The 15,205-nt window shown below is 66.5% G+C and carries 3 protein-coding genes; all 3 read left to right on the top strand.

Annotated features, from left to right (window positions below; genetic code table 11):
- Positions 1 to 12 precede the first annotated feature (12 nt).
- The 3 genes from BLR41_RS19340 to BLR41_RS19330 are packed head-to-tail and all read left to right on the top strand — an operon-like array spanning position 13 to position 15,202.
- Entirely contained in the window at positions 13 to 7,593 is a 7,581-nt protein-coding gene (locus tag BLR41_RS19340) for a hybrid non-ribosomal peptide synthetase/type I polyketide synthase (RefSeq protein WP_092631162.1), read from the top strand.
- Positions 7,590 to 10,838, top strand: coding sequence for a non-ribosomal peptide synthetase (locus BLR41_RS19335; RefSeq protein WP_092631159.1), 3,249 nt, complete (start codon positions 7,590 to 7,592; stop codon positions 10,836 to 10,838). Before BLR41_RS19340 ends, BLR41_RS19335 begins: the two co-directional genes overlap by 4 nt.
- On the top strand, positions 10,835 to 15,202 hold the full coding sequence (locus BLR41_RS19330) for a non-ribosomal peptide synthetase (RefSeq protein WP_092631156.1): 4,368 nt from the start codon (positions 10,835 to 10,837) through the stop codon (positions 15,200 to 15,202). The genes BLR41_RS19335 and BLR41_RS19330 overlap by 4 nt, the downstream gene beginning before the upstream one ends.
- Positions 15,203 to 15,205 lie beyond the last annotated feature (3 nt).

Here is a 15,205-nt window from a genome sequence, read left to right as displayed (position 1 = left end):
AGGCCTTCACGCATGACATCCACCGACCTCAGCAACGACATCGCAGTCATCGGGATGGCCGGGCGGTTCCCCGGAGCGCGCGATCTGAACCAGTTCTGGCGCAATCTGCGCGACGGTGTCGAATCGATCACGTTCTTCGAGGACGAGCAGCTGCTGGCGCACGGTGTGCCGCAGGAGCACCTCGACGCGCCGAACTACATCAGGGCCGCTTCGGTCCTCGAGGACTTCGACCGGTTCGATGCCCCGTTCTTCGGCTACAACGCGCGAGAAGCGGCCATCCTCGACCCCCAGCAACGCCTGTTCCTGGAAAACGCGTGGGCAGCGTTGGAAGACGCCGGACACACCGCCGCCGGATTCGACGGTTCGATCGGTGTGTACGCCGCCGCCAACCTGTCGACATACCTGATGGCCAACCTGACCGCCGGTCGCGGCCTTCCACCGGGCGGCGACTCGTTGGAACTGGTCATCGCCAACGACAAGGACTACGTAGCCAGCCGCACGGCCTACAAGCTCGATGTGGACGGTCCGGCGGTGTGCGTGCAGACCGCCTGCTCCTCGTCGTTGACCGCGGTGCACACGGCTGCCCAGGCGCTGCTTGGCTTCGAATGCGACATGGCACTGGCAGGCGGTGTCACGCTCCGCTGCCCACAGCACGCCGGCTACTTCCACCGCGAGGGCATGATCTTCGCCGCGGATGGCCACTGCCGCCCGTTCGACTCCCGTGCCAGCGGAACCGTCGCCGGTAATGGTGTGGGCACCGTCGTCCTCAAACGACTCGATGACGCTCTCGCCGACGGCGACCACATCGAGGCCGTCATCAAAGGCTCGGCGGTCAACAACGATGGTGCGGCGAAGATCGGCTACACCGCGCCCAGCGTGCAGGGGCAGGCCCAAGTCGTCGCCGCCGCGCTCGGCGTGGCCGAGATCGACCCCGCCACGATCACCGCGATCGAGGCACACGGCACCGGCACGCTGCTCGGAGACCCCATCGAGGTGCGCGCGCTCGACGAGGTGTTCCGAACCGCGGGCAGTGCCCCGGCGGACTGCGCACTCGGCTCGGTCAAGGGAAACATCGGCCACCTGGACAGCACCGCCGGTGTCACCGGCCTGATCAAGGCGATTCTGCAGCTACGCCACTGCGAACTCGCACCCAGCATCAACTTCACCGAGGCCAACCCCGAAATCGACTTCGACGCGACACCGCTGCACGTCAACACCGCTTCGCGGAAGTGGACTAGCGATGTGGGCCCGCGTCGCATCGGCGTCAGCTCCTTCGGTATCGGCGGTACCAACGCCCACCTCGTCCTCGAGGAAGCACCCACCGAGAGCGCCTCCCCTCAGCCGCAGCGAGACGTGCAGGTCGTCACCCTGTCGGCGCGAACCGGACAAGCTCTCGACGAGTACTCCACGGCACTGGCCGAGGCGCTGGAACAAGGCGACCGACACGAGCTCGCCGACGTCGCGCACACCCTGCAGACGGGACGTGCCGACTTCGAACACCGGCGCATCCTCGTGGCGCGTGACAGGGCCGATGCCGCCGACGCGTTGCGCCACGCCGACCCCGGTCGTGTCACGACCCAGACCCCCACCGCCGAGCCCCGTGTCGTACTGCTGTTCCCCGGTCAGGGCACCCAGTACCCGAACATGGGACTGCAGCTGTACCGAACCGAATCGGTGTTCCGCTCCTGCGTCGACCGCTGTGCCGAGCTGCTGACCGCAGAACTGGGTTTCGACCTGCGCGACGTGCTGTTTCCGTTGGAACGTGGGGCGACGGACACCGATGAAGTCGCCGCGCGGTTGGAAAGCACCGAGATCGCCCAGCCCGCCCTGTTCACCATCGAGTACGCTCTCGCCGAGCTGCTGCAGAGCTGGGGAGTGCGAGCCGACGCGATGGTCGGCCACAGCGTCGGCGAAATCACCGCCGCCTGCCGCGCGGGTGTGCTCGGCCTGAACGACGCACTACGGCTCGTCGCGGCACGTGGCGCATTGATGGGGAATCTGCCCACCGGCTCGATGCTGTCGGTCGGCCTGCCCGAACGGCAGCTTCGAAGCAGACTGCCCGAGGGACTCGCGCTCGCGGCCGTCAACGCCGACGAGCTGTGCGTGATCTCCGGTGAGCACGAAGACGTCGCCGAGTTCAAGCGGCTCATGGAAAGCGAGGAGGTTCCCACCAGGGAGCTGCGCACTTCGCACGCTTTCCACTCGGCGATGATGGAACCTATCCTGGAACCGTTCGCCGCTGAACTCGCGGAACTGCGGTTCCACCCGCCGCAGCTGCCCTACACCTCCAACAGCACCGGGCAGTGGGTGACCGCGGACCAGGCCACCGATCCGAACTACTGGGTTCGCCACGTGCGCGAGACCGTTCGTTTCGGCGACGGCATCGCACGAGCGTCGGAGTCCGGACCGACCGTGATGCTCGAAGTCGGCCCCGGCAACACCCTGGGCACGCTGGCCCGCGCATGTGGCCTCGGCAGCGGCCACACCATCGTTCCCAGCCTGCCCGGTCCGGGCGAGAATCCGGCGGAGCAGGAGTTCCTGCTGCACAGCCTGGGCAGGCTCTGGTTGGCCGGTTACCAGCTCGACTGGACTGCGCTGCACCCGGAAAGACGTCGACGTGTCGCTCTGCCCACGTATCCCTTCGAAAAGCGTCGCTACTGGATCGAACCGGCGCACGGCACCGGCCCGGCCGGCGATCCGGCCGCCGACATCGAAGTCGCCGACGACACCGACAACAACGACGGGCTAGTCCTGGACACCGTGGATCCCAGACCCGCGGTGAGCACCGACTACGAGGCGCCGCGCGACGAACGCGAACAACACATCGCTCGAATCTGGCAGGACATGCTCGGTGTCGGCCCGATCGGCGCACACGATCCCTTCGTGGAGCTCGGTGGTCACTCGTTGCTGGCTGCCAGGGTGCTCGCCCGAATCAACACCGAACTGGGTGCGGAGATCACTCCGCGGGCACTTTTCGAGACACCCACCGTTGCCGGGCTCGCGGCCACCATCGCGGAAAGCTCGGTAACGACCGGCACGCACGAAGTGGGGCTGCCCGCCGCAACGGTCGATCCGGACAACCTGTACGAGCCGTTCCCGCTGACCGAGATCCAGCAGGCACAGTGGATCGGCAGGATGGGCAGCTTCAACGTCGGCGACGTGGCCGCCCACGCCTACTGGGAAGTCGATCTCGACGGCATCGATCTCGACAAGCTCGAAGGTGCTTTCAACGAACTCCTGGACCGCCACACCATGCTGCGCGCGGTCATCCAGTCCGACGGCAACCAACGCATCCTGCCCGACGTAGGACCCTACCGGTTCGAAAAGCTCGACCTGCGGCAGCAGACCGACGAACAGTGCGAAAGCGCACTCGACGAACTGCGGGAACGCCTCTCGCACGAGGTTCGTGACAGCTCCACCTGGCCACTGTTCGACATCCGCGTGAGCCTGCTGCCCCAGGGCGGGGCCCGCCTGCACCTCGGTTTCGATCTGCTCATCGCCGACATCGGAAGTCTGCGCATCCTGATGCGCGACTGGCGCAAGATCTACCAGCACGGTCCGGACGAGCTCGCTCCGCTGTCGCTGTCCTTCCGCGACTACGCGCTGGCCGCGTCGCGAATACGCGAAACTCCGCTGTACCAACGGTCGCTGACCTACTGGCGCGAACGAGTACGCGATCTTCCCGCCGGCCCTGATCTGCCGTTGGCCACCGCACCGGCCTCATTGACCCGCACCGAGTTCACCGCACGTCGCGCCGTCGTCGACCGCGCACGCTGGGACGCGTTCGTCGCCCACGCCGCGCGACACGGCGCCACCGCCTCGGCGGCGCTGCTGGCGGTCTACGCCCACGTGCTCGCCACCTGGGCACGCGACCCCCGATTCACGCTCAACGTCACGCTCACCAATCGCCTCGAAGTGCACGACGAGGTATCCGAACTGGTCGGCGAGTTCGCCTCCTTCGACCTGTTACCCGTGGATCTCGCGGGCGGTCCTGGTATCGGTGCGGTGGCTCGCGGACTCCAGGAACAGGCCTGGCAGGACCTGGAGTATCGCTATCTCAACGGGGTGGAGATCCTGCGCGAGATGGCCCGCCGCGACGGCGGCACCAGCGGAGCCGCGATGCCGGTGGTATTCACCAGCACCCTGGTACAGCAGACCGAACCCGGCGATGAGTCGATGTTCGGCTGGCTCGGCGAGATGACCCACGAGATCGCGCAAACACCTCAGGTGTGGATGGACGCCGGCGTGCTCGAAGTGGCCGAGGGGATGCAGCTCAGCTGGCACGGCGTCAAACAGCTCTTCCCGGCGGGTGTGCTCGACGACATGTTCGAGCAGTTCCGCGACCTCGTCCTCGCCCTTTCCGAGGACGAGAGCATGTTCGACCGGGATCCCGGCGCGCTGCTGCCCGCACACCAGCGCGAACTCATCGACACGGTCAACGACACCGCGGGACCGGTACCGCGGGGCCTGCTGTTCACCCCGCTCGTGGAGCAGGCAACACGCCATCCCGAGCGGGTCGCGGTCATCGAACCCGACCGCGAACTCACCTTCGGCGAGTTGTACCGGCACGCATGCCGCATCGGCCGCAGGCTGCGCGAACTCGGTGTCGGTCCAAACCAGCTCGTTGCCGTCGCCGCTGACAAGAGCTGCGAACAGCTCGTGGCCGCGCTCGGCGTGCTGCTGGCCGGTGGGGCGTACCTGCCGGTCGATCCGGATCTGCCCGTCGAGCGACAGGACCACCTGCTGGAACACGGTCAAACCCGCATCGTGCTCACCCGAGCCGACGGGCCCGATCGCGAATGGCCCGAGGGCGTGCGCGGCATCTCGGTGGATCTGGCCGTCGAAACGCCCGACGAGGACGCCCCCGAGCCGGTACAACAGCCCGACGACCTCGCGTACGTGATCTACACTTCCGGATCCACCGGAAACCCGAAGGGTGTGATGCTCTCGCATCGCGCCGCGTTGAACACACTGGTCGACATCAACGAGCGCTACGCGGTCGGTTCCGACGACCGGGTGCTCGGGTTGTCCTCGTTGAGCTTCGACCTGTCGGTCTGGGACGTCTTCGGGGTGCTCGGCGCGGGTGGAGCCGTGGTGCTGCCGGAAAAGGAAGCGGGGCGAAGTCCCGACCGGTGGCTGCGACTCGTCATCGAGCATCGAGTCACCCTGTGGAACTCGGTGCCTGCGCTGATGCAGATGTTCGCCGATCACCTCGCGGGCTTGAAGGATCCGCCACACCTGCCGTTGCGGCTGGCTCTGCTGTCCGGTGACTGGATACCGATCGACCTGCCGGATCGGCTGCGAGCAGTGGGGGAGGGCATCGAGGTGATCAGCCTCGGTGGTGCCACCGAGGCGGCGGTGTGGTCCATTCACTATCCCATCGGGCAGGTGGACCGCACCTGGGATTCCATACCGTACGGACGCCCGCTGCGGAACCAGACCGTGCACGTCCTCGACGAACGGCTCGAGGAGTGTCCGGTATGGACCACGGGTGAGCTCTACATCGGTGGGACCGGTGTCGCCGAGGGCTACTGGCGTGACCCCGGCCGTACCGCCGAAAGCTTCCTCACTCATCCCCGCAGCGACAGGCGGCTGTACCGCACCGGCGATCTCGGCAGGCGGTTGCCCGACGGTGACATCGAGTTCCTCGGGCGAGAGGACTTCCAGGTCAAGATCGGCGGTTTCCGCATCGAACTCGGCGAGATCGAGTCCGCCCTGCTGCGGTGTCCCGGCGTGCACACCGCCATCGCCGCTGCCGTAGGCACTGACCGCCACCATCGCAGGCTTGCCGCGTATCTGGTACCCGAAGCGCCCGCCGAGCAGCGAGACGAAACCACCGACCAGGAGCTGTCCGATCTCGCGCTGCGCACGGTAACCGACACGTTGCCGAACTACATGGTTCCCGCCGCGATCACCGTGCTCGATCGACTGCCGCTGACGGCCAACGGCAAGATCGATCGGAACGCGCTGCCGGACCCCGCCGCCGAGGACAACGAGCAGGAGGCGGAAACCACGACCGGGCCGTTGGCCGAACGTCTCTCGTCGATCATCGCCGAGTCACTGGGACTCGACCACGTCGGCGCCAACCAGAACTTCTTCGAGATCGGCGGCGACTCGATCAAGGGAATTCAGATCATCTCCCTGGCCAACGCCCAGGGACTGGAGATCACGCCCGCCGATCTGTTCCAACAACCCACCATCGCCGCGTTGGCCGCGGTCTTGTCCGAACGTGGTGTCACCGCGGTCGATACCGACCGGGCGCGGGCTCTGACCGCCCATCAGCACCGAATTTTCGAACGTTGCCCGAACGAAATCCCCAAGGGCGTGCATCGACTAGAACTCGACCTCGATCGGGGGCTGACAGCACAACACGGGCAGCAGGCGCTGACCGACCTGGTGCAAGATCACGAAGCGCTGCGACAGCGGTTCACGCGGGACGATTCCGGTTGGTCGTCGACGATCGTCGACACCGATCCGCAAGCTTGCCACCTACCACCGATCGACTTGGCGGCGCTGCCCGAACAGCGCCGCGAGCCGGCGATGCGACAGATGGTCGCGGAAATGGTCGACGAGCTCGACATCGTCGAGGGACCGCTGGTCAAGGCGGCGTTGTTCGATCTCGGGGCCGACTCGAAACGCCTGGTGCTGTTGGTCCACGAGCTGGCAGTCGACACCGTCTCCTGGGGCACGTTGACCAACGAGCTGTTTCCTGCCCTGCGCCACGACGACCACGACGATGCGTCGGACCCATCGTCGTCGACGGATGTATCACCGCGGTGGCCGCGACCACACCTGCGGCAGGTCGAGGTGACCTCGGCGAGTCCCCACGCGCTCGACTTCGACCCCTCGATGTCCCTGAGCGCCGCGGACGAACCGGTTCAGCACATCGACGGCGGACTCGACGAAGAGCGAACCGCGACGTTGCTGGACAACGCCTGGAAGGCCTACCGCATGTCGCCCGAGGAGGTCTGCCTGGCGGCACTCGTGCGCGCCGTCGGAGCCGAAACGGGTGGGGGGCCATTCGTCGCCGACGTCGAGTACGACCTGCGCGACCCCGACAGGGCGCGACCGGAGGTCGGGCCGTATTCCGGTACCGCAGCGGTAGTGGTCGATCTCGACGACGTCACCGACGTCGACTCGGTGCTGAACCGGAGCAAACACGGCTATCGCGGAGGCGCGGGACCGGCCGCTCGGTGCGACGAAACCCCGGAAACCTCGATACTGCTGCGCGGGGTGCTGCGCATGTCCGCGCAGTATGCCGATCCGGACGCCGAACCTCCGATTCCGGTGTGCGACTCGTCCCTGGCAGTGCATCCGTTGATCCTCACGCCCTGTCTGATGGCGAACCGCTTGCAGCTGAGACTGACCACTCGCATCGACGAGGACACGGCTTGCCGGGTTTCGCGAGCGCTCCGACAGGCGCTGGTGGACATCGCCGAACACTGCGCTTCCCCACATGCCGGTGGTGTCAGCGCCGCCGATTTCCCGTTGGCCGATCTGGACGACGCGGAGCTGGCCGCGTTCCTGACCACATTCGCCACCGACACGAACACCGACCCAGCGTCGCCCACGGGCGGTGAGGAGGACGAATGAAGCCCGGACAGTTAGAGGACGTCTACGAACTGGCACCGATTCAGGAGGGCATGCTTTTCCACAGCCTGCTTGACCCGAACTCGGGGGTCTACGTCGAGCAACTGTATTTCACGTTGCGTGGGCGGCTCGACGTGTCCGCGTTCCGTCGCGCCTGGCAAAGCCTCGTCGACCGACATCCCATCTTCCGCACCGGCTTCCACTGGGCAGAAGTCGGCAAATCCCTGCAAGCCGTACATCCCGATGTGACCCTGCACATTCCCGAACGGGACTGGCGCGACTGCGACCCCCGGCAGCAGGACGAACGGCACCTACGACTCGTGCGACAGCAACGGCGCGAGGGGTTCGACCTGCAATCTCCACCGCTGATGCGCATCGAGCTCGTCCGGCTCGACGAGGAGCTGTACCGGTTCTTCTGGAGCTTTCCGCACATCGTCATGGACGGCTGGTCCTTCGGACTCGCCCTGCAGGAATTCGCCACGCTCTACGCCGCCTACGCGCAGGGAAGCCAAATCACGCTGCCCCAGGCACGCCCGTACCGCGACTACGTCGGTTGGTGGAAGCAGCAGGACTACACTCCGGCGGAGAAGTACTGGCGAGACGCGCTTGCCGGTTTCGAGCCCCCCGCGGCCCTGGAAATCGGTCCACCACCCGAACCCGGCTCCGACGACGAATCCACCCACGGCTATGTACCGGACTCCTCACTGGGTGGGGTGGTGCGCGACCTGCAATCGGTGGCCCAACAGCACCGGCTGACCGTCAACACCATCGTGCAAGGTGCGTGGTTGCTGCTGCTGTCCCGCTACTACGGCCGTGACGACGTCATATCCGGCGCCACCTCCACACACCGACCCTCCGATCTGGCCGGGGCACAGACCATAGTCGGCCCGATGCTGACCACCATCCCGGTACGTGCTCGGGTCGAACCGGACGAACATCTCGTCACCTGGTTCGACAAGCTGCAATCGGCGATGGCCGAAGCCCGCGAGCACGACGGAGTGCCGCTGCACCTGTTCAACCAATGGGCAGGCGTTCCCTCGGGAACCCCGCTGTTCGAAACCGACCTGGCTTTCGAGAACGCGCCCGCACCCGAGATGGCGTTGCACGGCACCGAGATGCTCGATTTCGGCTACGACGGACGTCCCCACTACCCACTGACCATGGTGGTCTTCCCCCAGGAGGACCTGCCACCGCGACTGATCTACGACCGCCGCCGCTTCGATCACGAGGCGGCGGCGCGGATTCTCCGCCACTTCGGCACGTTGCTGCGCAACATCGCGGAAAACCCCGACATCGCCGTTCGCGACGTCGAGATGATGCCCGGGGACGAACGCGAGCTGCTGCTGCACGAGTGGAATCGCACCGTCACGCAGCAGGCCGAACCCTGCCTGCACGAGTTGTTCACCGCACGATCCCGGGACGCCCCGGAGGCGGTGGCCGTCGTCGACGGCGACGACACCCTGACCTACGGCGAACTCGAACAGCGAGCCAACCAACTGGCCCGCCACCTCGTTGACAGGGGAGCCGCCCCCGGACATCGCGTAGCGCTGTGCGTGGAACGCTCGGCGCACACGCTCGTCGGAATCCTCGGCGTGCTCAAAACCGGCGCCTGCTACGTACCGCTGGAGCCGAACCAGCCCGAGGAGCGCATGAGCCGGATCCTGCGCGACGCCGATCCGACGATCCTGATCAATCACCGGCAGACCGCGGATCGCACTCCCGAATTCCACGGCCTGGTCGTCTCGCTCGACTCCGACGCCGGGACGATCGCCACGCAGGAAACCTCGGCCCCCGCTCCGGAGATCACCTCCGACGAGCTGGCCTACATCATCTACACCTCGGGTTCGACCGGCAATCCCAAGGGCGTTTCGGTCACCCATGCCAACGTCGTCCGACTCGTCTCCGCTGCGGGACAGCGATTCGATTTCCGCGACGACGACGTATGGACGCTGTTCCACTCCTACGCCTTCGACGTGTCCGTGTTCGAGATGTGGGGCGCGCTGCTCAACGGAGCAAGGCTGGTGGTCGTCCCACGTGATACCAGCCGTTCCCCGGAAGCGTTGCACGAACTGGTCCGCGACCGGGCCGTGACGGTTTTCAGCCAAACGCCCTCGGCGTTCCGCTCGTTCGTCGACATCGACTCAGAACGAGACACGACAGAGACTTCGAGTCTGCGCTACGTGATCTTCGCGGGGGAGTACCTGGACGTGCGTTCCCTGCGCCCCTGGACGGATCGACACGGCGACCAGCGGCCGCACCTGATCAACATGTACGGCATCACCGAAACGACCGTGCACACCACCTTCCACCGCGTCACCGCCGAGGAACTGGAATCCACCGTCCGCAGCAACATCGGTCGCCCGCTGCCGGACCTGCGAACCTATCTGCTCGACCACCACCAGCGCCCCGTGCCGATCGGTGTAGCGGGCGAACTCCACGTCGCGGGGCCCGGGGTGGCACGTGGGTATCACAACCTCCCCGAACAGACACGGCAACGTTTCCTGCCCAACCCGTTCGAACCGGGCGAGCGCATGTACCGCTCCGGTGACATGGCCCGGTACCTGGACAACGGCGATATGGAAGTGCTCGGCCGCGCCGATTTCCAAATCAAGATCCGCGGCTTCCGCGTCGAGCCCGCCGAGATCGAATCGGTCCTCCGCGAACACGAACACGTGCGGGACGCGATCGTGCTCGACCGCTCCCGGACCGCTGGTGATGCCCGGCTGGCCGCCTACGTCGTGGCCGATCCGGCACACCACGAAGGTATGCAGCGACAGCTGCGGGAATACCTGCACAGCCGCGTGCCGGACTACATGGTTCCGCCGCACGTGATACCGGTGAACGAGCTCCCGCTGACCCTCAACGGCAAAGTCGACCGCGCGGCGTTGCCCGCGCCCGGAACAAGCCGGGATGCGCTGGACGAATACGTCGCCCCACGCGACGAGACCGAGCGCGAGATCGCGCGGATCTGGTCGGAACTGCTGGAACTGCAACAGGTCGGCGCCCACGACGACTTCTTCGAACTCGGCGGGCATTCGCTGCTGGGCACGCGCGTGGTCAGCAGGCTGCGCCTCACATTCGGAAAGGAGCTGACCGTGCGCGACCTGTTCGACCACCGCACCGTGGCCGAACTGGCGCTCGTGGTGAACTACGAGGGATCCGAGCAGCGATCGGGTTCCGCGCCCGGGCCGATAGCGGCACGGCCTCGTGTGGCCCACCGGACAGGGGCTCAGGAGGCGAGCAAGTGACTCGCACAGGTGCCGACAGCCCATCTCGCGACGACCGCGACCAGCTCGACGGTTGTTACGTACTGCCGTGTTCGTTCGGTCAGCGACGTCTGTGGTTTCTGCACGAACTCGATCCCGCCAGCGGGCCGGCCTACAACGGGCACGGAGCGGTTCGGCTGCGCGGCGGACTCGACGAGCCCACCCTGCAACGCGCGGTGGACACCGTTGTGGCGCGCCACGAAACACTGCGTACCGCGCTGGTCGAACTCGACGGTGAACCGGTGCAAGCCGTGCGGCCGGAACTGACGCTGCCGGTTGAGACGCTCGATCTCGACGAGGAGCGGTTGGCCCCCACGATCAGAACGATCCTGGGACGACCGTTCGAACTGTCCCGGTCGCCGTTGGCGCGCGTGACACTCGTCCGGGTCGGCGAGGACGACCGCGTCCTGCTGGTCACCTTCCATCACGCGATCTCCGACATGTGGTCGGGCACGATCTTCTTCCGCGAGCTCGCCCACTGCTACGCCGCGCTGCTCGACGGCGACTCGCCGCGGCTTCCCGAGCTGCCCGTGCAGTACGGTGACTACGCGGCCTGGCAAGGGGAGCAGCAGCACAGCGACGCCGTGCTCGATCAGCTCGCATACTGGCGAGGTCAGCTCGCCGAGCTGCCGGTGCTGAACCTGCCGACCGATCACCCCAGGCCGCCGGTGCAAACCTTCCGGGGCGCGACCACCTCGTTGACTCTACCCACCGAGTTGACGGACCGGCTCGACGAGCTCGGCGACGAGCACGGTGCGAGTCGCTTCATGACCCTGTTCGCCGGGTTCAGCGCGCTGTTGTCGCGCTACAGCGGGCAATCCGACGTAGCCGTCGGATCGCCCTACGCCGGACGCGACCGCCCCGAGCTCGAGAACCTCATCGGTTTCTTCGTCAACAATCTGATCCTGCGCGCGGATCTCAGTGACGATCCCCGGTTCTCCGAGCTGCTGACGCGGGTACGTGAAACCTGTCTGCAGGCCTACGCGAACCCGGACGTGCCGTTCGAGCAGCTCGTCGACGAGCTGCAACCCGCCAGGGATCTGTCCCGCTCACCGTTGTTCCAGGTCATGTTCATGCTCGGCAACGTGCCGACCACCGAGCTGAGCTTCGGCGGTCTGAGCGCCGAACCACTGGACCTCGACCCGCAGGTGGCAAAGTTCGACCTGTTCCTCAGCATCACTCCGGTCGAAGACGGGCTTCGAGCCGAGCTCGAATACAACACCGACCTGTTCGACGAAGCCACGGCCGAACGCATGTTGGCCCACCTGCACACCCTGCTCAACTCCGCGGCCACCGACCCGAAGCAGCGAATCGGTGAGCTGCCGCTGCTCACGCCGACCGAACGCGACACCCTGCGCGCCTGGGGTGCGGGCCCGGAGACGGCCATCCCCGAACGACGTGTGACCGAACTGTTCGAGGAGCGAGTACGCAGGCAGCCCGAGGCGGTGGCGGTGTCCCGGCCGGACGGGTCGGCAAAGTTGACTTACCGGCAACTGAACGCACGAGCCAACCGGATCGCACACCGACTGCGCGCTACCACCGAACCCTTCGAGCCGATCGGCGTGTGCGTCGATCGGACCCCGAACCTGCTCGTCGCACTGCTCGGTGTGCTCAAGGCGGGAAACCCCTACGTGCCGATCGACCCGGCACTGCCCGCCGACCGCGTATCGCACATGCTCACAGATTCGGCAGCGCCCGTCGTGGTGACCACTACCGGGCTGCGCGACGAGCTGCCCGCACCATCCCCTCGGCTCCTGTGCGTCGACGAGGACACCGGCGAGCGCGACCACGATCCCGAACCGGCGCCCCGGGCACAGCAGCTCGCCTACATCATCTACACCTCCGGCTCGACCGGGCGCCCCAAAGGTGTGCGCGTCTCACACGCGGCACTGAGCAACTTCCTCACCGCCATGTCCTCCAGCCCGGGGATGAGCGGAGCGGACGTGCTCGCCGCGGTCACCACTCCGTCATTCGACATCGCCGCGTTGGAGCTGTACCTGCCGTTGCTGGTCGGCGCTCGGGTCGCGCTGGTAGCCGCGGAGGACAGCGCGGACGGTCCCGCGCTGGTTCAAGCGTTGTCCCTATCGGGGGCCACCCTCATGCAGGCCACTCCAGCCACCTGGCGACTGCTGACCGATACCGGTTGGCAGCCGGAGCGAGCGTTCACCGCCCTGTGCGGCGGGGAAGCGTTGCCCGTCGAACTCGCGCGTGAACTTCTCGGGAGAGGTGTTGTGCTGTGGAACCTGTACGGTCCCACCGAAACGACCGTCTGGTCCACCGCACACCGGGTCGACGGGTCCGAGAACCGGATACCGCTGGGCGGGCCCATCGCGAACACGCGGTTGCACGTACTCGACGAGCACGGCAACACGACGCCGATCGGGGTGCCGGGAGAACTCGTCATCGCGGGTGCGGGCACCGCCGAGGGATACCTGAACCGTCCCGAGCTCACAGCCGAGCGATTCACATCCGACCCCTCCGGGAGCGGGCAACGAGCTTACCGTACCGGTGATCTGGTGCGATTCCGCAACAACGGTGCTCTCGAATATCTGGGACGTGGCGACAACCAGATCAAAATTCGCGGCTTCCGCGTAGAGCTCGGCGAGATCGAAACCGCGCTGCGTGCGCATCCCGACCTCGTCGAGGCAGTGGTCTCCGTCGACGCCGACGCCTCCGGACAGCAACGTCTGATCGGCTACGTGGCCAGCGAGCGGGGTCACGAGACCGCTGAGGATGAGTTCACCGGTCGACTGCGCGAACACCTGCGCACCACGCTGCCGGAGTACATGGTTCCAAACCGGTTCGTGGTGTTGCGCACGATGCCGCTGACACCCAACGGCAAGATCGACCGGGCCGCGTTGCCCCAGCCGGATCGTGCCCGGACGGGGGAGGGGTACGTCGCCCCCCGCGGCCCGCTCGAACAAGAACTGACCCGCATCTTCGAAACCGTGCTCGAACGTGACGACGTCGGTGTGCACGACGACTTCTTCGAGCTCGGCGGTCATTCGTTGTCGGCGACCCGCGTGCGGTCCAAGACGGCCGAAACATGGGGTGTGGAGCTTCCGGTGCGGTTGGTGTTCCAACATCCCACGGTCGCCGGACTGGCACGGCTGGTCGAAGCGGACGGCAGCGAACCCGTGGACGACGAGAACACCGTCGATCCACGTGACGACGTCACACTGGACCCTGCCATCGCGCCGGCGAGCCAGCCTCAACGAACCGACGATCCCGGGCGGGTGTTCCTCACCGGAGCCACCGGATTCCTGGGAGCATTCCTGCTGGACCGGGTGCTACGGGAAACGGACGCGACTGCCTACTGCCTGGTCCGAGCCGACAGCGACGAGCACGCCCGAACCCGCCTGCTCGCCCGACTGGCGGAGTTCGGCCTGCGCGACGAGCAGTCCGAGCCCCGCATCCACGCCGTGGCCGGCACCCTCTCCCAACCCTTGCTGGGGTTGAGTCCGACCACCTTCGACACTCTCGCCGCGGAGGTCGACGAGATCTACCACGTCGGAGCGGATGTCAACTTCCTGCGCCCGTACCGATCGCTGGCCGACAGCAACGTGGGCGGTACCCGTGAGGTCCTGCGCCTGGCCGCGCAGACCCGCTGCGTGCCACTGCACCACGTGTCCACGTTCTCGGTTCTGCCCATGCAGCACGATCGGGAGGAGCCGTATCGAGAGCACGAACTACCGCAGCAGCCACCACCGGAGAACGGCTACAACCAGAGCAAATGGGTCGCCGAGGGAGTCGTCGACATCGCGCGGCAACGCGGTATCCCCGTTTCGGTGTACCGCCCCGGGCGAGTGGCGGGCCACAGCCGAACCGGGCAGTGGAACACCGACGACATCACCGCTCGCGTGTTTCGCGCCTGCGTCGAAGTGGGCACAGTTCCCGAGGTCGATCTCGTCGCAGACCTGCTGCCGGTCGACCACGTCGCGACTGTCATCGCCCGATTGGCCCGCGAGCCCCGAGCATCCGGAAAAAACTTTCACTTCCGTGGATCGAGGCCGTTCGCACTACGGGAGCTCACCGACGTGCTCACCGAGATGGGCTACGCGGTGCGGTCGGACTCGGTTGAGGCGTGGATGCGGGCATGTCAACACCGAGCCGCCGGCGACATCGACAGCGATCTCGGCCCCACGGCCTCGTTGTTCGCCACCCGAATACGCCAGCACGAGCGAGGTCTGCGCGATCCGGGAGTGGACGACACCAACACCGCCACCCTGCTTGGCGAGCAGTTCGAACGCCCGCACGTGGACCACACGTTGATGCGGCGGTACCTGAGCTACCTGCAATCGACAGGTTTCCTGCCGAAACCCCGCACGTTCCACGAAGAGGAGTGAACA

It is taken from the genome of Actinopolyspora mzabensis, assembly GCF_900101095.1.
GTDB classification, from domain to species: domain Bacteria; phylum Actinomycetota; class Actinomycetes; order Mycobacteriales; family Pseudonocardiaceae; genus Actinopolyspora; species Actinopolyspora mzabensis.
Note: the sequence above shows the minus strand (reverse complement) of the source record. Positions and strands in the feature narration are given on the sequence as shown.

Excerpts from the sequence above, each read along its gene's own strand:
- BLR41_RS19340 (WP_092631162.1), top strand. The coding sequence starts at position 13 with ATGACATCCACCGACCTCAGCAACGACATCGCAGTCATCGGGATGGCC.
- BLR41_RS19335 (WP_092631159.1), top strand. The coding sequence starts at position 7,590 with ATGAAGCCCGGACAGTTAGAGGACGTCTACGAACTGGCACCGATTCAG.